We start from the raw sequence: 21389 nt of genomic DNA, 5'->3' as shown, positions 1-21389 counted from the left end.
CGTTCGGCGGCCACGCCTGACCGGAGCCCGGGGGCGTGGTCAGGGGCTCGCCGTCGGTGGGGGCCGGCCGGCTGGTGCCGGGGACCCAGGACGCGCCGTTCCAGTAGCGGACATATCCAGGAATGGACGGGTCCGGGTAGTACCCCTCGCGGGGCCTGTCGTCACCGGGGGCCGGGGTGGGGGCGCTCATGTCCGTCGTCCCGTATCTGCTCGGGGGTCTGAAGGGGGCTCCACATCTATCAGACCGGTGCGTCCGGCACCGCCGGTCCCGCCGTACCCACCCCTTTCCGGGCAACGACGCGCACCGATCACACACGGGTGGAAAAAAATCTCTCCGAACCCGCGTAATGCCCGCCGACCACCGTGCTCTCCCCCTTCGTACGAGCCTCCACGAGAGGCCCGCGACGCGTGAGAGACCGGGAGAGAGAGGACACCCCTCATGCAGTACCAAGTGGTGGAACGCGAACTGGAGCTGAAGCTGATCCTGTCGCCGGAGCGGAGCATTCCGGTCCCGGCCCGCCTCGGCTACCGGGCCGACGACCCGTACGCCGTCCACGTCACCTTCCACATCAACTCCGAGCACCCGGTGAGCTGGACGTTCTCCCGGGAGCTGCTGGTGGAGGGGGTGTTCAGGCCGTGCGGCCACGGGGACGTGCGGGTGTGGCCGACGAAGTCGGAGGGGCGCAGCGTCGTCCTGATGGCGCTCAGCTCGCCGGACGGGGACGCGCTCCTGGAGGCGCCCTCGGCCCAGGTGTCGGCGTGGCTCGAACGGACGCTGCGGGTGGTGCCGCCGGGGACCGAGGGCGAGCAGCTGGGGATCGACGACGCGCTCGACCAACTGCTCGCCCGGTGACGGTGTCGCCGGGCGGCCGTCAGAACAGCTTGCCGGGGTTGAGGATGCCGAGCGGGTCGAAGACCTGCTTGATCTGGCGCTGGAGTTCCAGACCGACCGGTCCGATCTCCCGCGCCAGCCACTCCTTCTTCAGCACGCCCACGCCGTGCTCGCCGGTGATGGTGCCGCCGAGTTCCAGGCCGAGGGCCATGATCTCGTCGAAGGAGGCGCGGGCCCGGCGGGACTCGTCGGGGTCGGAGGCGTCGAAGCAGACGGTGGGGTGGGTGTTGCCGTCGCCCGCGTGCGCGCAGACCCCGATGGTGAGGCGGTGCTTCCCGGCGATGCGCTCGATGCCCTCGATCAGGTCGCCGAGCCGGGAGCGGGGCACGCACACGTCGTCGATCATGGTGGTGCCCTTCACCGCCTCCAGCGCGGGCAGGGCCGCCCTGCGGGCCTGGAGGAGCAGTTCGGACTCGGCCAGGTCGTCGGCGGGCACCACCTCGGTGGCGCCCGCGGCCTCGCACAGGGCGCCGACGGCGGCGAGGTCGGCGGCCGGGTCGTGGGTGTCGAAGGCGGCGAGCAGCAGGGCCTCGGTGGTCTCCGGGAGGCCCATGCCGGTGAGGGCGTTGACGGCCCGGACGGTGGTGCGGTCCATCAGTTCGAGGAGCGAGGGGACGTGGCCGCCGGCCATGATCGCGCAGACGGCGTCGCAGGCGGCCCGCGCGGAGGGGAACTCGGCGGCCAGCACGAGCTGTCGGGGCGGCTCGGGCTTGAGGGCGAGGACGGCGCGGACGACGACGCCGAGGGAGCCCTCGGAGCCGACGAACAGGCGGGTGAGGTCGTAGCCCGCGACGCCCTTGGCGGTGCGGCGGCCGGTGGACATCAGGCGGCCGTCGGCGAGGACGACGTCCAGGCCGAGGACGTACTCGGCGGTGACGCCGTACTTGACGCAGCACAGGCCGCCGGAGGCGGTGCCGATGTTGCCGCCGATCGTGCACGTCTCCCAGCTGGAGGGGTCGGGCGGGTAGGCGAGGCCGTGGGCGGCGACCGCGCGGGAGAGCGTCGCGTTGACGACGCCGGGTTCGACGACGGCGATCCGGTCGACCGGGTCGATCTCCAGGATGCGGTCCATCCTGACGAGGGACAGCACGACGCAGCCGTCGGTGGCGTTGGCGGCGCCCGACAGCCCGGTGCGGGCGCCCTGCGGGACGACGGGGACGCGCAGTTCGGTGGCGACGCGCAGGACGTGCTGCACCTCCTCCACGGTCCGGGGCAGGACGACGACGGCGGGCGCCCCGGCCGGGCAGAAGCTCGCCATGTCGGTGGCGTAGGAGGCGGTGACGTCCGGGTCGCTGAGCACGCTCCCGGCGGGCAGACCGGTGAGCAGGCGGTCGACGAGGTTGCCGGTGTCTTCGTCGCGGGGCGCTTCGATGCGGCTCATGATCACAGCGTCGCACCCGGGGCCATCGGTGTGAACCCCGTCGGCACCGACCGCAGCGTGTGCGGTCGGCTCGTCGTATTGACGCACAGTGAAGGACATGGAGATCGAGCGGGATGCACGGGCGCTGGGCCGACCGGGTGGCCTGGCCGGTGGGCCGCTGGGGAACCTGGCGGCGGGCGGCGAACCGCCCAGGAGACGGCGGCGCGGCCGGTGGATCGCCGCCGGGGTCGCCGTGAGCCTGCTCGTCGGCTGCGGCATCGTCCTGTGGCCGTCCCGGCACGGCGCCCCGCAGCCGCCCGAGCCCGCGCCGGGCGCGCAGGCCCTGGCCGCCGTCGCCCTCGGGGTGCCCGCCGCGCTGCCCGACCTCGCCGTGCTGATCGGGCAGCGGGAGGCCGAGGTGCGGTCCAGGCCGGGGGACGCGCACTCCTGGGCGGTCCTGGGGGCCGCGTACGTCGAGCAGGGACGGCGGACGGCCGACGCGGCGAACTACCCGCGCGCCGAACGGGCGCTGCGCGCCTCCCTGAAGGCGAAGCCGCGGGGCAACGCCGACGCGCTGGGCGGGCTGGCGGCGCTGGCCAACGCCCGCCGGGACTTCAGGACCGCCAGGACGTGGGGCGAGGCCGCCCTGAAGGCCGACCCGAAGCGGTGGACGACGTACCCGCTGCTGCTGGACGCGTACACCGGGCTCGGTGACCACAAGGCGACCGGCCGCACCCTGGACAAGCTGGCCGAGCTGCGGTCCGGGCCCGCCGGTCTCGCCCGGATCGGCGCGGTCTACCGGGACCGGGGCTGGCGGGAGGACGCGGCGGCCTCCCTGGCGGACGCGGCGGCCGGTGCCTCCACCCCGGCCGAGCAGGCGGCGTGGCTGGAGCGGGCCGGGCAGCTCTCGTGGGAGCGCGGGGAGCGCGAGGAGGCCCTCGCCCACTTCGACGAGGCGGTGCGCCTCGACTCCGACCAGCGGGCCGCGCAGGCCGGACAGGGCCGGGTGCTGGCGGCGCTCGGCCGGACGACGGAGGCGCTGAACGCCTACCGGGTGGCGCTCGCCGGGCAGCCGAACCCCCGCTACGCGCTCGAACTGGGCGAGCTGTACGAGTCGTTGGGGCTCGCGCGGGCCGCGAAGGTGGAGTACGACCTGCTGCGCAACCGGGTGCGGGCCGCGGCGGCGGGCGGGGTGGACGAGGAGCTGGTGCTCGGGGTGTTCGAGTCGGACCACGGCGATCCGGCCGAGGCGCTGCGCCGGTTGCGCGACGAGTGGCGGCGCCAGCCGGGCATCGAGGTGGCGGACGCGCTCGGCTGGGCGCTGCACCGCACCGGCGACGACCGGGAGGCGCTGCGGTTCGCCACCGCGGCGACCGACAAGGCGCACGGGGGCGGGGTGCGCAGCGCGCTGTTCGTGTACCACCGGGGCATGATCGAGAGGGAGTTGGAGCGGTACGGTCCGGCTCGCCGCCACCTCCAGGAGGCGCTGCGGGTGAACCCGTACTTCTCGCCGCTGCGGGCGCCGCTGGCCCGGCAGGCGCTGGCCGCCCTGGGCGACGTCCCGGACGAGCCGGTGCCGACGGGGGCCTCGACCGCCCGTCCGGTGACGCCGGGGTCCTGACGCGCGGGCGCGGGCCGGTCAGGCGGTGCCCTTCTTGACGTAGACGGAGAAGCGGCGGGCGCCCTCCCCCTCGGAGGCGAGGCCGAGGCAGAGCCAGGGGACGGGCAGGCGGCGGACGGCCACGCCCTCGGGTTCGCGGAAGGTCAGGGAGTACCCGGCCTCGGTGCGGCTGCGCTGGGCCAGGGCGCCGGTGCGCACGTCGAGCCGGGAGAGGTAGGTGTCGCCGTGTCCCGCGGGCGGGTTGGTGCGGGCGTCGTAGGCGGAGCCCGCGATCTGGTAGAGGGCGTCGCCGTGCAGCGCGTACCCCTGGAAGGGGGCGGCGGCGTCCGGGTGGGCGCCGGTCTGCGGGAAGTCGGCGACGGGGTCGGAGTAGTCGCGGGCGACGAAGGCGTCCAGGTCCCAGATCCGGTAGCGGGGCACCCCGGAGGCGCGGTAGCGCACGGCGATCCGGCGGGAGGCCATGCAGACGGTGGGCTGGTTGTTGGCCGAGGCGGCGATCGGGTGCCGGATGGCGACGTCGGCGCCGGTGCGGACGGCGCCCGCGGCGAAGTGGAAGCGGGTGACGCCCTGGCCGTAGCCGTTGCGGGCGTCGGCCTCGGTCCAGATCCACACGGTGCCGTCGGGTTCGTTCTGCACCCCGATGCTGACGCCGTGCCCGAAGCCGCGCAGGTACATCGCGCCCAGGCGCTTGCCCTGGTAGTCGAGTCGGTTCAGGCAGAGGTCGCCGGCCGCGTGGCCGGTGCGGGTGATCTGCAGGGCGTACAGGTGCCGGTGCACCTCGTCGAAGGCGAACGACTGGAGCACCGTCGGTTCCAGCAGGGTGTCCTTGCGCCACAGCCAGCGCTCGGCCGGCACGGCGAGGTCGATGGGGTCGGCCACGGTCTGCTCCCGGCGGTCGTGCGGGCACCCGGGCGGTGCCCGTACGACCATCAGAGCGTCAAGTGGCGCGTGATGCGCGTGGTTTGCCGGTGAAACCTCGCGAACCACAGGTGTTTCACAGGTTTCCGCGGCGCTCCTGCTCGCGCTCGATCGCCTCGAAGAGGGCCTTGAAGTTGCCCTTGCCGAAGCCCAGCGACCCGTGCCGCTCGATGAGTTCGAAGAACACGGTCGGCCGGTCCTGGACCGGCTTGGTGAAGATCTGCAGCAGGTAGCCGTCCTCGTCGCGGTCGGCGAGGATCTTCAGCTCGCGCAGGGTGTCCACCGGCACCCGGGTGTCGCCGACCCACTCGCCGAGGGTGTCGTAGTAGGAGTCCGGGGTGTCGAGGAACTGGACACCGGCGTCGCGCATGGTGCGGACGGTCTCGACGATGTCGTTGGTGTTGAGCGCGATGTGCTGGACGCCCGCGCCGCCGTAGAACTCCAGGTACTCGTCGATCTGGGACTTCTTCTTGGCGACGGCGGGCTCGTTGATCGGGAACTTGACCTTGAGCGTGCCGTCCGCGACGACCTTCGACATCAGGGCGCTGTACTCGGTGGCGATGTCGTCGCCCACGAACTCCTTCATGTTCGTGAAGCCCATGACGTTGTTGTAGAAGGCGACCCACTCGTTCATCCGGCCGAGTTCGACGTTGCCCACACAGTGGTCGATGGCCTGGAAGGTGCGCCGGGCGGGGGGCGCGGCGATCGGGCTCGCGGCGGTGTAGCCGGGCAGGTAGGGCCCGCTGTAGCCGGTGCGCTCGACCAGCGTGTGGCGGGTCTCGCCGTAGGTGGCGATCGCGGCGAGGACGACGGTGCCGTGCTCGTCCTTCACCTCGTGCGGCTCCACCAGCGGGCGGGCGCCGCGCTCGACGGCGTGCGCGAAGGCGCGGCGGGCGTCGGGCACCTCGAGGGCGAGGTCGACGACGCCGTCGCCGTGCTCGGCGACGTGCCGGGCCAGGAACTCGCCCCAGGGGGTGGCGGGCCTGATGACGGAGGTGAGGACGAAGCGGGCGGAGCCGCTCTCCAGGACGTAGCTGGCGGTCTCGCGGCTGCCGTTCTCCGGTCCGGAGTACGCGACCAGCCGCATGCCGAAGGCGGTGGAGTAGTAGTGCGCCGCCTGCTTGGCGTTGCCGACGGCGAAGACGACCGCGTCCATTCCCTTGACCGGGAAGGGGTCGGCCTGCCGGGCGGTCGTCTCGGGAGTGTGCTGTGTGGTCTGCGTCATAGCGAAAGCGTGTGGCCGGTTCGCAAGGTGCGCAATAGTTCGCGTTTTTGCTGGACATTCTGTTGAGCAGAATGGGGGTACGGGCGGTATTTCTGTACAGGATGACCATCATCGGAGGGCGCAGTGACGATCGATCGGCTGGACGGGCGCATCCTCGTGCTCCTCGCGCGGGAGCCCCGGATCGGGGTGCTGGAGATGTCCCGGCGGCTGGGGGTGGCGCGCGGCACCGCGCAGGCGCGACTCGACCGGCTTCAGTCGAACGGAGTCATCCGGGGGTTCGGTCCGCAGGTCGACCCGGCGGCCCTCGGCTACCCGGTCACCGCGTTCGCCACCCTGGAGATCCGCCAGGGCCAAGGCCCGGACGTGCGGGCCCACTTGGCGGGCGTGCCGGAGGTCCTCGAACTGCACACCACCACCGGCAGCGGGGACATGCTGTGCCGCCTGGTGGCCCGCTCCAACGCCGATCTCCAGCGGGTCATCGACCGGGTTGTCGGTTTTGATGGGATCGTCCGGGCCGCCACCGCGATCGTGATGGAGAACCCCGTTCCGCTGCGGATCATCCCGCTGGTGGAGCAGGCGGCCGAGGACGCCGACAGGACATAGCCGACCGGAGCCGGGGGTGGACGCGTGGACTTCTGGGACTACCTCGGCACGCAGCACCAGCAACTGCTCACGGACGCGTACCAACACGCCAGCGCCGTCTTCCAGTGCATGGTGGTGGCGACCCTGATCGGGGTGCTGATCGGGGTCGTCACCTACCGCAGCGGGTGGGCGGGCAACCTCGCCACCACGGCCACCTCGACGATCCTGACCGTGCCCTCGCTCGCCATGATCGGTCTGCTGATCCCGGTCGTCGGCCTGGGCGTGCCGCCCACGGTGATCTCGCTGACCCTGTACGGGCTGCTGCCCATCGTGCGCAACGCGATCGTCGGACTGCGGGGCGTCGACCCGGCCCTGGTGGACGCGGCCCGCGGCATCGGGATGTCCCGGACGATGCGGCTGCTGCGGGTCGAACTGCCGCTGGCGTGGCCGCCGATCCTGACCGGCATCCGGGTCTCCACCCAGATGCTGATGGGCATCGCCGCGATCGCCGCCTACGCCTCGGGACCCGGGCTCGGCAACGAGATCTTCCGCGGCATCGCCTCGCTGGGCAGCAGGAACGCGCTCAACCAGGTGCTCGCCGGAACCCTCGGGATCATCGTCCTGGCCCTGCTGTTCGACGCCGCTTACGTCCTGCTGGGACGGCTGACCATCTCCAGGGGGATCCGTGCCTGACGAGACTTCCACCACCGGCGCGACCATCGAGCTGGAGAACCTGACCAAGCGCTACCCGGGCAGTTCGGCACCCGCCGTCGACAACGTCAACATGGAGATCAAGGCGGGCGAGATCGTCATCTTCGTCGGCCCCTCCGGGTGCGGGAAGTCGACCACCCTCAAGATGATCAACCGGCTGATCGAGCCGACCGGCGGCCGGATCAGGATCGGCGGCGAGGACGTCACCGACATCGACCCGGTCAAGCTGCGCCGCAAGGTCGGGTACGCCATCCAGTCGGCCGGTCTCTTCCCGCACATGACCGTCGCCCAGAACATCGGCCTGGTGCCGAGGATGATCGGCTGGTCCTCGTCCCGGATCAGGGCCCGGGTGGAGGAACTCCTCGACCTGGTCGGCCTCGAACCGGGCGAGTTCAGGGGCCGCTACCCGCGCCAGCTCTCCGGCGGCCAGCAGCAGCGGGTGGGCGTCGCCAGGGCGCTCGCCGCCGACCCGCCGGTCCTGCTGATGGACGAGCCGTTCGGCGCCGTCGACCCGATCACCCGCGACCACCTCCAGGACGAACTGATCAGGCTCCAGCACGAGTTGCACAAGACGATCGTCTTCGTCACCCACGACTTCGACGAGGCGATCAAACTCGGCGACCGGATCGCCGTCCTGCGCGAGCACTCCCACATCGCCCAGTTCGACACCCCGGAGGCGATCCTCACCAACCCGGCGGACGACTTCGTCTCCGGGTTCGTCGGAGCGGGCGCGGCCCTGAAACGGCTCAACCTCACCCGGGTGCGGGACGTCGAGATCACCGACTACCCGACCGTCACCGTCGACGACCCGCTCCAGTCCATCTTCGACCGGCTGCGGGAGAGCGGCACCAACGAGATCCTGCTCCTCGACCGGCGCGGCCGCCCCTACAAGTGGCTGCGGCGCGGCGACCTGATGCGCGCCCGCGGCTCCCTGGCCCGCGCCGGAACCCTCGTCCACGACACGGTGACCAGGGACGCCACCCTGCGCGACGCCCTGGAGGCCGTGCTCACCGACAACGCGGGCCGGGTCGCGGTGACCGGACGGCGCGGCGAGTACACCGGCGTCGTCGACATGGAGACCCTCATGAACTCCGTGCACGAACTCCTCGACGCCGACCGGCTGGAGGCCATGGAGCACCAGCACGAACTGGAGGAGGCCCGCACCGAGCGCACCCACGCCGAGCAGGAGGGCGGCGAGGAGGAGGCGGCCCGATGAGCGGATCCGAGCCCCGGCGCCCGGCCGGGGAGCACGACGTCAAGGGACTCGCCTTCCGCGACGAGGGCGAGGCGGAACCGGAGGCCCCGCCGCCGGCCCCCGCCCGGCCACCGCGCCGGATCACCTGGCAGCGGCTGACGATCCTGCCCGCCTTCCTCGCGGCGCTGCTGCTGGCGACCTGGCTCTGGTTCCAGCAGGCGCACCTCGACGCGATCTCCAGGAACGCCCTCTCCCACGGACAGGTCTCCAAGGCGCTGCTCCAGCAGATCCAACTCGTCGTGATCTCCACGTTCTTCGTGCTGATCATCGCGATCCCGCTGGGCATCCTGCTGACCCGGCGGATGTTCCGCAAGGCCACCCCGTTCGCGACGGCGCTGGCCAACATGGGCCAGGCGACCCCCGCGATCGGCCTGCTGGCGCTGCTGGTGATCTGGCTCGGCACCGGCATGAAGGCGGCCCTGATCGGCATCATCGTCTACGCGGTGCTGCCGGTCCTCTCCAACACCATCGCCGGACTGCGCGCCAACGACCCCACCCTCCTGGAGGCCGCCCGCGGCATCGGGATGTCACCGCTCGGCGTGCTCGGCCGGGTCGAACTCCCGCTGGCCGTCCCGCTGATCCTCGCCGGGGTGCGCACCGCGCTGGTCCTCAACGTCGGCACCGCCACGCTCGCCACCTTCGGCGGCGGCGGCGGACTCGGCGTGCTGATCACCACCGGCATCACCAACCAGCGGATGCCCGTCCTGGTCCTCGGCTCGGTCCTCACCATCTCGCTCGCCCTGCTCGTCGACTGGCTCGCCTCGCTGGCCGAACTCCTGCTGCGCCCGCGCGGACTCGAGGTGCGGACATGAGGGCGGCGGCGCGCATCGCGCTGGCCCTGACGGTGCTCGGGGGAACCCTGGCGGCCGCCTCCGGCTGCGGACTGACCAGCGGCTCCCCCATGGTCGACGACGTGAAGCCCGGCACCGTCGGGCGGGGCCTGCCCCTGAAGGGCGCCCATCTCACCGTCACCTCCAAGGAGTTCACCGAGCAGCTCATCCTCGGCGCGATCATGGGCATCGCCTTCGAGGCGGCCGGCGCCGACGTCCTGGACCGCACCGGCATCCAGGGCTCCATCGGCGCCCGCGAGGCCGTCAAGAGCGGCGAGGCGACCGGCATGTACGAGTACACCGGCACCGCCTGGATCACCTACCAGGGCAACAGCAAGCCGATCCCCGACCCCGACGCGCAGTGGCGGGCGGTCCGGGCGGCCGACCTGAGGAACGGCCTGACCTGGCTGGCGCCCTCCGCCCTGAACAACACCTACGCGCTCGCCATGAACGAGGCCAACCACAAGAAGTACGGCACCGGCGACCTCTCCGAGGTGGCCGCGCTGGCCAGGAAGGACCCCGGCGCGGTGACCCTCTGCGTGGAGAGCGAGTTCGCCAACCGCGCGGACGGACTGCCCGGCATGGAGAAGGCGTACGGGATGAGCCTGCCCGCGAAGAACATCACCCAGATGGACACCGGGATCATCTACACCCAGGCAGCGAAGGGCAGTTGCACCTACGGCGAGGTGTTCACCACCGACGGGCGCATCAAGTCGATGCACCTGGTGGTGATGGCCGACGACAAGAAGTTCTTCCCCAACTACAACGCGGCACCCGAGATCAACTCCAAGGCCCTGAAGGAGCATCCGGCGATCGCGGAGGTCCTCGCCCCGGTCACCCGCAAGCTCGACAACACGGTGGCGCAGACCCTCAACGCCAAGGTCGACGTGGACGGCCAGGACCCGCACGACGTCGCCCTGACCTGGATGAAGCAGGAGGGGCTGGTGAAGGAGGGCTGAGCCGGGAGGCGTCGCGACCCGGTCGGTCGGTCGCCGCCTAGCAGGACGGGACGGCGCCCTTGCCGGTGGAGAGCGCGGTGAGCGCGCCGACCGCGCTCTTGAGGGTGGTGACCGGGATCAGCCGCAGCCCCTCGGGCAGCTCGGACCTGGCGTCGGAGCACTCCGCCCTGGGCACCAGGAACACCGTGGCGCCGTCCCGGCGGGCCGCCATCGTCTTCAGCGGCACCCCGCCGACCGCGCCGACCGTCCCGTCGTCGCCGATCGTGCCGGTGCCCGCGATGGTCCGGCCGCCGGTGAGATCGCCGTCGGCGCCGTCGCCGTTCAGCTTGTCGATGATGCCGAGGGTGAACATGAGCCCGGCGCTGGGGCCGCCGACGTCGGCCAGCCGCAGGGTGACCCGGACGTCGTCGTCCGACAGACGCAGATAGTCGAGGGCGGCCCGGGTCGCCGCGTCCTGGGACTCCTTCATCTGCGCGGTGTTGTGCTGCTCGATCTCCTTGACGCTGTCGCCGCTCGGGTACACCGCGTCCCGCGGCATCACCGCCCGGTCGGTCGCGAACCACGCGTCGACGACCTGGCCCAGCGAGATCCGGGTGTCCGGGTTGGTCGCCTCGATCGTCGTCATCCGCAGCTGCCCGGTCGTCGCCCGGGTCTTCGCGCCCGAGATCGTGATGACCTCGGTGCCCTTGTTGCGGCCCAGCACGTCCGCCGTGATGCCGGGCTGCGCCAGCGAGAACGGCAGCGGCGCGAAGACCGCGGTGGCGAGCAGCGCCGCGACGGGCAGGGCGCAGACGGCGAGGGCCCAGGGGCGCGTGAGACGAGAGAGCACGGGATCAATCTAACGCGACGGTGTTCACGCACCGGTGGACGGGGCGTGGCCGCTCCCGGCCCGCACGCCCCCCGGCCGGGCTCAGCGCAGCGCCTCGGCCACCTCGCGGGCCGCGTCCATCACCCGGGGACCGACCCGCTCGGGCACCGCGTCGGCGAGCATCACGACCCCGACGCTGCCCTCCACCCCGGTCACCCCGAGCAGGGGAGCCGCGGCGCCGCTCGCCCCGGCCTCCAGCTCACCGTGGGTGAGGGTGTAGCCGGGGTCGCCGGGCGGCTGGGACCGCGCGGAGAGGATGGCCCGGCCCGCCGCTCCCCGGTCCAGCGGATGCCGGAACCCGGCCCGGTACGCCACGTGGTAGTCGGTCCAGGTCGGCTCGACGACGGCCACGGCGAGCGCGTCGGAGCCGTCGACCAGGGTGAGGTGCGCGGTCGCCCCGATGTCCTCGGCCAGCGAGCGCAGGGCGGGCAGCGCGGCCTCCCTGACCAGTGGATGCACCTGCCGTCCGAGGCGCAGCACACCGAGCCCCACCCGGGCCCGGCCCCCGAGATCACGGCGCACCAGGGTGTGCTGCTCCAGCGTGGCGAGCAGCCGGTACACCACCGTCCGGTTGACTCCGAGTCGCTGCGACAGCTCGGTGACGGTCAGTCCGTGGTCGGTGTCGGCCAGCAGCTTGAGGACGCGCAGTCCCCGGTCGAGCGTCTGCGAGGTCTCCGCGGTCACGACGCCCACTCCTCCAAGGGTGAGGTCGGCGTCCCCCGTCGCGTCGGATGCGCCGCCGAGTCCCGTCGGCGACGCGCGTCAGAGGCCGCCGATCGGCCGGCGGCCCGGCCTGGTGGCGGGGCCGCGTCGCTTCACGGCTGCGCTCCGCGGCGGCGCTGCCACGGGGCGTGTGCGTAGCGGGACAGTAGCGAAGGGGGTTCGCTCACCGGAAGCCTCCGTCCAGAATCCGGTCACCCCCCACCCCGACCCACCCCGATTCACCCCCATATGCCCCTACCTCGAATCCCCGGGCCCAGGAAAGCGCCCTGAAGGGGCAGGGGGAACGGCGCGAGAACCTCCAGTCCCCGCTAAGAACAGACGCCCCGAAGGGGCACGGGGAACAGCGCAAGCCCCTGACCCCCGGCAAGGACAGGCGCACCAAAGGGGCGCGGGGAACTGCGCGAGCAACCCCCACCACCCGCACCCGACCACCACACCGCAAGCCCCCGGCCCCAACCCCGGCCCCAACCCCGGCACACAAAACAAGGCCCGCGAAAACCCCCGGCGACAAACCGCCCCGCCCGGAGGGCTACCGCATACGCGTGGCCCACTCCTGCACCTTGGCCACCCGCTGCCGCAACTGCCCCGCGGTCGCCTCCGCACTCGGCGGCCCCCCACACACCCGCCGCAACTCGGTATGGATCACCCCGTGCGGCTTCCCGCTCTGATGGACATACGCGCTGACCATCGTGTTCAACTGCTTGCGCAGCTCCATCATCTCCTTGTGGGAGACCACGGGCCGCCGCTCGGCGGGCAGTTCGAGAAGATCGGCCTCGTCGTCCGGCTTCTTGCGGCTGTGCGCGATCTGCCGCGCCTGCCGCTTCTGGAGCAGCATCTGCACCTGGTCCGGCTCGAGCAGCCCGGGAATCCCGAGGTAGTCCTGCTCCTCCTCACTGCCCGGGTGCGCCTGCATACCGAACTCGGCGCCGTCGTAGAGGACCCGGTCGAAGACGGCCTCGGACTCCAGCGCCTCGAACGAGAACTGCTCCTGCTCGCCGGTGTCCTCGTCCTGCTCCTTGTTCGCCTCCTCCATCTCCTTCTCGGACTCGGCGTACGGGTCCTCCTCGCCCTCCTTCTTGGGCTTGTCGAGGGCGTGGTCGCGCTCGACCTCCATCTCGTTGGCGAAGGTGAGCAGATCGGGCACGGTCGGCAGGAAGACCGACGCGGTCTCGCCGCGCCGCCTGGAGCGCACGAACCGGCCGACGGCCTGGGCGAAGAAGAGGGGCGTGGAGATCGTCGTCGCGTAGACCCCGACGGCCAGCCGCGGCACGTCGACGCCCTCGGACACCATGCGGACGGCGACCATCCAGCGGTCCGTGGAGCTGCTGAAGTCGTCGATGCGCTGCGAGGCCCCGGTGTCGTCGGACAGGACGACGGTGGCCTTGGTGCCGGTGATCTCACGGATCAGCTTGGCGTAGGCGCGCGCGGAGTCCTGGTCGGTCGCGATGACGAGCGCCCCGGCGTCCGGGATGCCCTTCCTGACCTCGGTCAGCCGCTGGTCGGCGGCGCGCAGCACGCTCGGCATCCACTCGCCGCGCGCGTCGAGGGCGGTGCGCCAGGCCTGGCTGACGGCGTCCTTGGTCATCGGCTCGCCGAGCCGGGCGGCGATCTCGTCACCGGCCTTGGTGCGCCAGCGCATGTTGCCGCTGTAGGAGAGGAAGATGACGGGACGCACGACGCCGTCCGAGAGCGCGGACCCGTACCCGTACGTGTAGTCGGCGGCGGACCGCCGGATACCGGCGTTGTCCTCCTCGTACGTCACGAACGGGATCGGGTTGGTGTCCGAGCGGAACGGCGTACCGGTGAGCGCGAGCCGCCGGGTGGCCGGTTCGAAGGCCTCCAGGCACGCCTCGCCCCAGGACTTGGAGTCACCGGCGTGGTGGATCTCGTCGAGGATCACCAGGGTCTTGCGCTGCTCGCTGCGGTTGCGGTGCAGCATGGGCCGCACGCCGACACCCGCGTAGGTGACGGCGATCCCGTCGTAGTCCTTGCCGAGCGGGCCCGCGCTGTACTCGGGGTCGAGCTTGATCCCTATGCGCGCGGCGGCCTCGGCCCACTGTTTCTTCAGGTGCTCGGTCGGCGCGACCACGGTCACCTGCTGCACGACGTGGTGGTGCAGCAGCCAGGACGCGAGGGTGAGGGCGAAGGTCGTCTTCCCGGCGCCCGGCGTCGCCACCGCGAGGAAGTCACGCGGCTGCTCCTGGACGTACTTCTCCATCGCGCCCTGCTGCCAGGCGCGCAGCTTGCTTGCGGTGCCCCACGGCGCGCGGCCGGGGAAGGCCGGGGAGAGGTGGTGGGAGTGGGAGGAAGCGGCGGTGGTAGTCACGGTCTCCGTAGCAAGGGGGTCGGGCGGTCCGCGACCCGGCGTCCGGCCGGCTCACGCACGTCTACGTATGACAACCGGGCCACCCTACCGGCGCCCCGCCCCGGCCCACGCGCGGACAAGCCAGGGAGGCGCCCGGTTGGGACTCACGTCACAACCGCCCCACCGGGTTCACGCGCGGACGCCCCGGAGAGTCCGACGCCTCAAATTCCGAGGCGCACCACCCCTGCGCGCGGGCGTGCGCGGCACGAGCGGGCGCCCTCCCGGCCGCTGGGGAGCCTTGCCGGACCTAGGCGTCCGATCCGGCGCGCGCCGGTTCGGTCACCCGGGTGGCGACCCAGGCACCGGCCAGGGCGACGACGGCCATCGGCAGGAAGACGGCGGCGAAGGCGGCCGGGTGGGAGCCGGTGCCGGTCGCGGTGGTGGCCGTGTGGGCGACCGTGCCGCCGCCGAGGGCCGCGAAGGCCGCGCCGCCCGCCGCGAGCAGGACGACGTTGGAGAGGCCGTCGGAGATCTGGAGCGCGGCGGAGTTGGCCCCGGCCTGCTCGGGGGCGGAGAGCCGCAGCATCATGACGCTGCTGGAGGCGATGACCAGCCCCATGCCGAGGCAGCCGAACGCCCAGGCGACGGCGACGATCCAGACCGGGACGGCCGGGAACAGGACGGTCGGCGCGGTGGCGACCGCGGCGGCCACCAGCACCATGCCGCCGGTCATCAGCCGCACCCGGTGGGGCTGCATGCGGGCGCGTGCCTGCACCCAGGAGCCGAGCGCCCAGGTGGCGCCGCCCGCGGCGAGGGAGAACCCGGCGAGCGTCGGGGAGAGCCCCCGCTGGGTGACGAGCATCAGCGGCACGAAGGACTCCGCCGCGATGAACGACCCGGCGGCGACACCGCGCAGCAGCACGACCGACGGCAGTCCGCGCGCCGCCCGGTAGGTGCCGCGCGGGAGCAGCCCCAGCACGGCGGGCACGAGCAGCGCGGCACCGGCGACGGCGGGCAGGACGGAGATCCAGCGCAGGTCCTGGGCCCCGTACTGGAGGAGCCCGGCGCCCAGGGAGATGCCGAGGGCGAGCCGGATCCGACGCCGGTCGAGGGCGCTGTCGGCGGGGGCCGCGGGGTCGGGGGACGCGGCGAGCCTGCGCATCCGCGGCAGGGCGAGCCCCATGGGCAGCAGCACCAGCACGGGTATCCCGAGGAAGACCCAGCGCCAGCCGAGGTGTTCGGTGACGGCTCCGGAGGCGAGCGGTCCGACGACGGACGGCACGACCCAGGCGGCGGCGAACGCGGCCATGATCGAGGGCCGCAGCCGCTCCGGGTAGGCCCGTCCGACGACGACGTACAGGGCGACGATGACGAGCCCCCCGCCCAGCCCCTGCACGGCCCGGCCGAGGATGAACAGCCACATGGCCTGGGCGGTCCCGGACACCACGAGCCCGGCCGCGAACGCCCCGATGCCCCCGGCCAGCGGCCCGAGCGGCCCCCTGCGGTCGGCCCACTGCCCGGCGAGGACCATGCCGAAGAGGCTGGTGGTGAAGTAGGAGGAGAAGGCGAAGGCGTAGAGGGAGACCCCGTCCAGCTCCCGGGCCGCTACCGGCATGGCGGTCCCCACGGCCGTGGCCTCGAAGGCGATCAGCAGCACGACGGAGACGATCCCGATGCTGAGGGCCCGGTACGTCCGCCCGAGCACCCCTTCCTCGTCGGTTCCGGCTTCCCCGCTCGCGACCACGCTGTCCTGCGACTCAACGACTCCCATGGCCGCCAGAGTAAGCGCCGAACCGTACTTTCACCCCTGTCGGGAGACGGTCATGTGATCGGCCGATGGTCGTACGCCCCGGGGCCTTTCATGAACGCGGTATGGCAGTCCCGTTGCACGGCACCCGACACCCTTGCCCCCGCCCCGAGCCCCTCCGTAACGTCGTCCCCACGAACACGGCCGTGTGCCCGAGTGGCTTAGGGACTCGCCTGCAAAGCGAGGTACGTGGGTTCAATTCCCGCCACGGCCTCTGACTGGCCCGCCCAGGCAGAAGGGGCGGCACCCACCGAGGGTGCCGCCCCTCGGCGTGCGGGCACTGCCCCGATCGCGCGGGCGGCACCCCGGCCCGCTCCGGGACGGCGTCCCCGTGATCGGCGTCCCGCTGTCGCCCCCGGATCAGCCCCCGCTCAGAGCACCCCGCCCGCCTCGTCCTGGAACGCCTCTGTCCAGTAGTGCCAGTCCGTCGGGGGGAGGGAGACCGCCGTCGGGTCTATCGCCGCCAGCGTCTGGAGCATCGTCGTCGCCAACTGGTCGTACGCGTCCGTCGACAGTTCGTTGGACAGGTCCTCGTCTATCGCCCGCTCCCGGTGCAGGAGCCAGAGCGTGAAGGCGAGCGTGGAGACGTCCGTGTTCAGGGGCGTCAGCGTCCCGTCGTGCTCGCTCCAGTTCAGGATCGCGCCCGTCAGGCCGTCGATCACCAGGCTGTTCTCCTCGACCAGGTGGCCGAGGCGGATCAGCCGTTCCGCGTGCGCGGGCAGCGCGGCGCCGTCCTCGTCGGCGTAGTGCTCGGGGAGCGTCGGCAGCGGGACGTCCGTGTCCAGGTGGAAGAGCAGCCCGTCCTCCGGCAGCCCCGTCTCCCGCAGGAACCGGCGGGTCGGCTCGTGGGTGAGCGTCGGCGGGAAGTCGAGCTCCTCGAAGCGCCACACCGCGCCCTGCCCGAACTCCTTGTCCAGCAGACGGCCCGGCAGTTCGAGCGCGAGGCCCGACGCCGCGCCCGGCGCGGGCACCAGGGACAGCGGGCGGATCAGCGCCGTCATCTTCCAGAACGGGGACAGCTCGCCCTCCGCGTCCTCCTCGAACAGCGCGAGCAGTTGACGGGACGCCTCCACGGCCGCCTTCTGCCCGTGCCTGCCCGCGAAGGAGGCGAACCGGCCCCGCAGTCCCGCCAGTTCGTCCGCCGCGGTGGCGAACGAGACCAGCGTGCGCAGCGACGGCGCCAGCGGGGCCGGGTCCATCAGGTCGGGGCGGTCGGGCAGGAAGAACGTCGTCGCGATCGCGCCCGTGGCACCGTCCAGGATGATCGACTCGGTGTCGACCGCGCCCGGCGCGCGCAGGGCGCCTATGACGAGCTGGTCCCGCAGTTCGGCCGAGAGACCGGCCGCGTCGGCGCCGCCGGTGGTGTCGGCCACCGTGCGCAGGCCGGTGCCGCGCAGGTCGTCGAAGGTGAACAGGCCGTTCGCGCCCGGCAGTCCGGGGCCGGTCAGCCAGCCCCTGGTCGCCGCGTGGGTGATGTAGGGATCGAGTTGGTCCTCGGTCAGAGTGATCGCCGGTACGGCGATGTCCGTCGTGCTCATCTTTCCGTTCCCCCGGAGTCTTCCCGCGCTCTGTCCCCTCGCGGGGCGTCGGTGGACGGGCGGGACCGTCCGCCGTCTCCCACCGTCCAGAACCCTACGCCCCGCCACTGACAATGCCCTTGCCCCCGCGCTGACCTGCCCCGACCTCCCGGGCGAGGGGAGAAGCCGGTGCCTGGTGCCTGTCCTCGCGGCGGTCCCGCCTGCCGGCCGCCGATTGCCACGGCCGGTCGCCGTAGCCGGTGGGCGATCGGCAGGGTCCCGTCGTCGATCGTCGGTCGCCAGTCGCCGGTCACAGCTCCCCGACGTCGGTCGGCGGTCGGCGGTCGGCCACGAGCGACCGGCGATCTGCGATCAGCCATCGGCCCGTCATGTGCGTGATCCGCTATCGCCGGGGCGCCGGCCACCGGTCGCCCGCGCTCGTCCGCCGGTTCCCGGGACGACGTCCCTCTCAGAAGACGTCGGCCCGGCCCGAAACGTTCCCTTCCCGGCCGCGGACATCACGCCGCCGGAGCCGCCCCGGCGCCCTCACCGAGCGAACACCCCCGGGGGGGGACCCGCCCCCGAGCGACCCCGCCACGGAGCCCTGCCCGGCGAACCCGCCCCGGGCGCCCGCCCGGTGAGCCCGCGCCGCAGCGCGCGCGAGCCCCGTCACTGCTGCTGGGTCGTCACCACCGCCGCCTGGGGGCGGATCGGAAGGCGGTTGACCGGGCGGCCGGTCGCCGAGCGGACCGCCGACGCGATCGCCGCGGGGGACGTCACCACCGGCACCGCGCTGACCGCCTTCGCGCCGAACGGCGCGACCACGTCCCGCTCCTCGACCAGCTTCACGATCCGGATGTCGGGGGTGTCCAGGGCCGTCGGCAGGCAGTACCCGGTCAGGTCGGGGTGGCGGACGAGTCCGCGCGCGGTGCGCAGGTTCTCGGTGAGCGCGATGCCCACGCCCTGGGTGACCGCGCCCTCGATCCTGGCCACGAGCTGCGCCGGGTTGAGCACCCGGCCGACGTCCTGGGCGAGCGCCAGTTCCACCACCCGCACGGAGCCCAGCTCGATGTCGACGTCGACGACCGCGCGGATCGCGCAGAACGCCATGCCGACGAACGCGTCGCCCTGGCCCGCGCCGTCCAGCGGCTCGGTCGGGTGCGGGCGGCACTGGGCGGTGGCCCACAGTTCCTTGCCGTCCATGGCCTCGGCGACGGTCGTGGAGAGCACGCCGTCGTACGAGGTGATCTTGCCGTCGGTGATCTGGAGCAGCTCCGTGGACATGCCGAACTTGTGCGCGAGCGGCTGCAGGAGCTGGGTGCGGACCATCTTCGCCGCCCGCTCCACCGCCCCGCCCGAGACCCAGGTGTGCCGGCCCCGGCTGCCGGGGCCCGCCGGCGGCTGGTCGGTGTCGACGGGCGCCACGTGCACCTCGTCGATGCCCAGGGTCTCCTGGACGATCTGCCGGGCCAGCGTGGTGAACCCCTGCCCGGTCTCGACGGCCGCGCAGAGCACGGTGGCGACCCCGTCGTGGACCTTGACGGTCGCCGTGGAGACCTCGTCGGCGCCCTCGGCGCCGAGCATGTGCACCATGCCGAGGCCGTAGCCGACGCCCCGGCGCACGGCGCCCGGTTCGCCCGCGCCCTCGGGTCCGCCGGGCAGCAGCCACTCGTCCTCGGGGGTGTCCTTGGGCAGCGGCGGCAGCGGGAACTCGCGCACCGCCTGGAGGAGTTCGGCGACCGGCGCGGGGCAGGTCACGGTCTGCCCGGTGGGCAGGACGTCGCCGGTGGCGAGCGCGTTGCGCAGGCGCAGGTCGGCCGGGTCGACGCCGAGCCGCTTGGCGAGCTTGTCCATCTGCGCCTCGTAGGCGGCGCACACCTGCATGGCGCCCTCACCGCGCACGTGCCCCGAGGGCGGGTTGTTGGTGCGCACCGCCCAGCCCTCGATGAACGCGTTCGGGACGACGTAGGGGCCGCAGGCGAAGCCGACGGCGGCGGCCAGCGCCTCCCCCGAGGTGTCCGCGTAGGCGCCCGCGTCGAGCAGGATCTGCGCCTCGACCTTGACCAGCCTGCCGTCGGCGTCGGCGTGGTGGCGGTAGCGCAGCAGGGTGGGGTGGCGGTGGACGTGCCCGAGGAACGACTCCTCGCGCGTGGCGGTGAGTTTGACCGGGCAGCCGGTCTTCAGGGCGAGCAGGCCGAGCGGGAGCTGGAAGCCCTGGTCCTCGCGGTCGGCGGTGGAGCCGGGCACCCCGGTGACGACGATCTTGACGCGTTCCGTCTCCAGGCCGAAGCAGGCGGCGGCGGTGTCGCGGTCGGTGTGCGGGTCGGTGGAGGCCAGGTACAGCTCGACGCCGCCGTCGGGGCGGGGCACGGCGAGTCCGGCCTCGGCGCCGATGGGGGCGGGGTCCTGGCGGCCGATGCGGTAGAGGCCCTCGACGACGACCTCGCCCGCCGCGTCCGGGTCGCCGTGGCGCAGCGGGATGTGCCGGATCAGGTTGCCGTCGGGGTGCAGCGGCTCGGCCTCGAAGGCCTGTTCGGGGTCGGTGACCGGGTCGAGCACCTCGTACTCGACGATGACGGCGGCGGCGGCCATCCGCGCGGTGTCGGGGTGGTCGGCGGCGACGGCGGCGATGGGCTCGCCGTGGTGGCGGACCACCTCGGAGGCGAAGACCGGGCGGTCGGCGGTGCCGCGGCCGTGGCGCGCGGTGCCGGGGACGTCCTCGTGGGTGATGACGGCGCGGACGCCGGGCATGTCGCGCGCGTGGGTGGTGTCGATGGAGACGACGCGCGCGTGCGCGTGCGGGGAGCGCAGGACGGCGGCCCACAGCAGGCCCTCGGCCCACAGGTCGGCCGCGTACGGGAAGGTGCCCTCGGTCTTCGCGCGCGCGTCGGCGGCCGGGAGGGAGACGCCGAGGCCGTGCGGGATCGGCTCGGGGGCCGGTGCTGCCTCCGCGGCGGTGGTCGCGGTGGCGGCTTCGTTGGTCACGCCTGGCCTCCGTCCTGTCCGTACGCCTGGTCATGCGTCGAGGGGTCGAACGCCGACGGGTTGACCCCGCCGGAGCCGGGTCCCGCCTGGTGGGGGATACGGGGTTCGTCGCCGTCGTGCTCGGCCGGCTCGGCGGAGTGCGCCTCGCGCTCGGCGACGACCTCGTTGACGGCGTTCAGGACGCCCCGGTAGCCGGAGCAGCGGCACAGGTTGCCGCAGAGGGCCTGCCGGGTCTCCAGTTCGGTGGGGGCGGGGTTGCCCTCCAGGAGGTCGTGCACGGTCATCGCCATGCCGGGCACGCAGAAGCCGCACTGCACGGCGCCGCAGCGGGCGAGGGCGCGCTGCACGTCGGAGGGGCGGCCGTCCTCGGCGAGCCCTTCGACGGTGCGCACCTCGGACCCGGCCGCGGTGACGGCGGGGACCAGGCAGGAGGCGACGAGCCTGCCGTCGACCTGGACGTTGCACGCCCCGCACTCGCCCTGCGAGCAGCCGTCCTTGGCACCGGCCAGGCCGAGCCGCTCGCGCAGCACGTAGAGCAGGGACTCGCCGATCCAGGCGTCGGTGACGGGCCGTTCGACGCCGTTGACGCGCAGCACGTAGGAGGCGAGGGGGTGTTCCTCGCCGGGGGGTGGCGGCGGTTCGTCGGCGGCGGCGGTCCCGGGGTCGGCGGTGGCGGCGGGGTCGTCGGCGTCCGGGGAGGGCGACGCGTCCGGCTCGGTGGCCCCGTCAGCGGCCTCAGCGGGCTCCTGGCGGGCCTCGGGCGCCTCGCCGGGCTCCTCGGCCACCGCGGCCTCCCGCGGCTCCTCAGCGGCGGCCGGGGCGGGTTCGGCG

General features: G+C 73.1%; 18 protein-coding genes and 1 tRNA gene. 8 read left to right on the top strand and 11 right to left on the bottom strand.

What is annotated here, in order from left to right; translation table 11 throughout:
• Window positions 1–190, bottom strand: a 190-nt coding sequence (locus GA0115242_RS23655) for a DUF2510 domain-containing protein (RefSeq protein WP_141721730.1), incomplete at its 3' end; no start/stop codon positions are given.
• 249 nt (window positions 191–439) lie between these two features.
• On the opposite strand from GA0115242_RS23655, the gene GA0115242_RS23650 reads away from it, so the two are divergent.
• Window positions 440–853: an SsgA family sporulation/cell division regulator gene (locus GA0115242_RS23650; protein WP_093831683.1), complete on the top strand. Its 414-nt coding sequence runs from the start codon at window positions 440–442 to the stop codon at window positions 851–853.
• 19 nt (window positions 854–872) lie between these two features.
• On the opposite strand, the gene GA0115242_RS23645 is transcribed toward GA0115242_RS23650, so the two are convergent.
• Window positions 873–2279, bottom strand: a complete 1407-nt coding sequence (locus GA0115242_RS23645; RefSeq protein ID WP_093831681.1) for an FAD-binding oxidoreductase — start codon at window positions 2277–2279, stop codon at window positions 873–875.
• 91 nt (window positions 2280–2370) lie between these two features.
• Between GA0115242_RS23645 and GA0115242_RS23640 the strand changes: the two genes are divergently transcribed.
• Window positions 2371–3873, top strand: coding sequence for a tetratricopeptide repeat protein (locus GA0115242_RS23640; protein ID WP_107461467.1), 1503 nt, complete (start codon window positions 2371–2373; stop codon window positions 3871–3873).
• Window positions 3874–3891: 18 nt separating this feature from the next.
• Here GA0115242_RS23640 and GA0115242_RS23635 read toward each other — a convergent pair whose 3' ends face one another.
• Together GA0115242_RS23635 and hppD are read right to left on the bottom strand one after the other, a co-directional pair.
• Window positions 3892–4752, bottom strand: coding sequence for a phage baseplate protein (locus GA0115242_RS23635; protein ID WP_093831679.1), 861 nt, complete (start codon window positions 4750–4752; stop codon window positions 3892–3894).
• 115 nt (window positions 4753–4867) lie between these two features.
• Window positions 4868–6016 carry a 4-hydroxyphenylpyruvate dioxygenase gene (gene hppD / locus GA0115242_RS23630; protein ID WP_093831677.1) on the bottom strand — a complete coding sequence of 383 codons (1149 nt, stop codon included), beginning with the start codon at window positions 6014–6016 and terminating at the stop codon, window positions 4868–4870.
• Between the two features lie 123 nt (window positions 6017–6139).
• Here hppD and GA0115242_RS23625 point away from each other — a divergent pair, with 123 nt between their 5' ends.
• From GA0115242_RS23625 to GA0115242_RS23605, 5 genes are read left to right on the top strand one after another with little or no spacing between them, the layout of a single operon-like run.
• Window positions 6140–6619: an Lrp/AsnC family transcriptional regulator gene (locus tag GA0115242_RS23625; RefSeq protein ID WP_093831675.1), complete on the top strand. Its 480-nt coding sequence runs from the start codon at window positions 6140–6142 to the stop codon at window positions 6617–6619.
• A 24-nt stretch (window positions 6620–6643) separates the two neighbouring features.
• Window positions 6644–7291: an ABC transporter permease gene (locus tag GA0115242_RS23620; RefSeq protein ID WP_093831673.1), complete on the top strand. Its 648-nt coding sequence runs from the start codon at window positions 6644–6646 to the stop codon at window positions 7289–7291.
• The gene (locus GA0115242_RS23615; protein ID WP_093831671.1) at window positions 7284–8525 is read left to right on the top strand and encodes a betaine/proline/choline family ABC transporter ATP-binding protein; all 1242 of its coding nucleotides are present in this window, start codon (window positions 7284–7286) and stop codon (window positions 8523–8525) included. Before GA0115242_RS23620 ends, GA0115242_RS23615 begins: the two co-directional genes overlap by 8 nt.
• Complete coding sequence (locus tag GA0115242_RS23610) at window positions 8522–9376, top strand: ABC transporter permease (protein WP_093831669.1); 855 nt, start codon at window positions 8522–8524, stop codon at window positions 9374–9376. Before GA0115242_RS23615 ends, GA0115242_RS23610 begins: the two co-directional genes overlap by 4 nt.
• The gene (locus GA0115242_RS23605) at window positions 9373–10353 is read left to right on the top strand and encodes a glycine betaine ABC transporter substrate-binding protein (RefSeq protein ID WP_093831667.1); all 981 of its coding nucleotides are present in this window, start codon (window positions 9373–9375) and stop codon (window positions 10351–10353) included. Before GA0115242_RS23610 ends, GA0115242_RS23605 begins: the two co-directional genes overlap by 4 nt.
• A 37-nt stretch (window positions 10354–10390) precedes the next feature.
• Here the strand turns inward: GA0115242_RS23605 and GA0115242_RS23600 are convergent, their stop codons facing one another.
• From GA0115242_RS23600 to GA0115242_RS23585, 4 genes are all read right to left on the bottom strand, one after another.
• Entirely contained in the window at window positions 10391–11182 is a 792-nt protein-coding gene (locus GA0115242_RS23600) for a S16 family serine protease (RefSeq protein WP_093831665.1), read from the bottom strand.
• 81 nt (window positions 11183–11263) lie between these two features.
• Window positions 11264–11905: an IclR family transcriptional regulator gene (locus tag GA0115242_RS23595; protein ID WP_093831663.1), complete on the bottom strand. Its 642-nt coding sequence runs from the start codon at window positions 11903–11905 to the stop codon at window positions 11264–11266.
• 568 nt (window positions 11906–12473) lie between these two features.
• Window positions 12474–14270, bottom strand: a complete 1797-nt coding sequence (locus GA0115242_RS23590) for a DEAD/DEAH box helicase (protein WP_093831661.1) — start codon at window positions 14268–14270, stop codon at window positions 12474–12476.
• 286 nt (window positions 14271–14556) lie between these two features.
• The gene (locus GA0115242_RS23585; RefSeq protein ID WP_093831659.1) at window positions 14557–16020 is read right to left on the bottom strand and encodes an MFS transporter; all 1464 of its coding nucleotides are present in this window, start codon (window positions 16018–16020) and stop codon (window positions 14557–14559) included.
• 178 nt (window positions 16021–16198) lie between these two features.
• Between GA0115242_RS23585 and GA0115242_RS23580 the strand changes: the two genes are divergently transcribed.
• Window positions 16199–16270 (top strand) — tRNA-Cys (locus GA0115242_RS23580).
• A gap of 157 nt (window positions 16271–16427) precedes the next feature.
• On the opposite strand, the gene GA0115242_RS23575 is transcribed toward GA0115242_RS23580, so the two are convergent.
• From GA0115242_RS23575 to GA0115242_RS23565, 3 genes are all read right to left on the bottom strand, one after another.
• Window positions 16428–17594 carry an SUKH-4 family immunity protein gene (locus GA0115242_RS23575; RefSeq protein ID WP_093831657.1) on the bottom strand — a complete coding sequence of 389 codons (1167 nt, stop codon included), beginning with the start codon at window positions 17592–17594 and terminating at the stop codon, window positions 16428–16430.
• A 648-nt stretch (window positions 17595–18242) separates the two neighbouring features.
• Window positions 18243–20558, bottom strand: a complete 2316-nt coding sequence (locus GA0115242_RS23570; RefSeq protein ID WP_093831655.1) for a xanthine dehydrogenase family protein molybdopterin-binding subunit — start codon at window positions 20556–20558, stop codon at window positions 18243–18245.
• Window positions 20555–21389, bottom strand: an 835-nt coding sequence (locus tag GA0115242_RS23565; protein ID WP_237549265.1) for a (2Fe-2S)-binding protein, incomplete at its 5' end; no start/stop codon positions are given. The genes GA0115242_RS23565 and GA0115242_RS23570, both read right to left, overlap by 4 nt.

The sequence above is a fragment of the Streptomyces sp. SolWspMP-5a-2 genome (genome assembly GCF_900091845.1).
Taxonomy (GTDB): domain Bacteria; phylum Actinomycetota; class Actinomycetes; order Streptomycetales; family Streptomycetaceae; genus Streptomyces; species Streptomyces doudnae.
The sequence above is the reverse complement of the archived record's forward strand: the minus strand, read 5'-3'. Positions and strand labels throughout refer to the sequence as shown.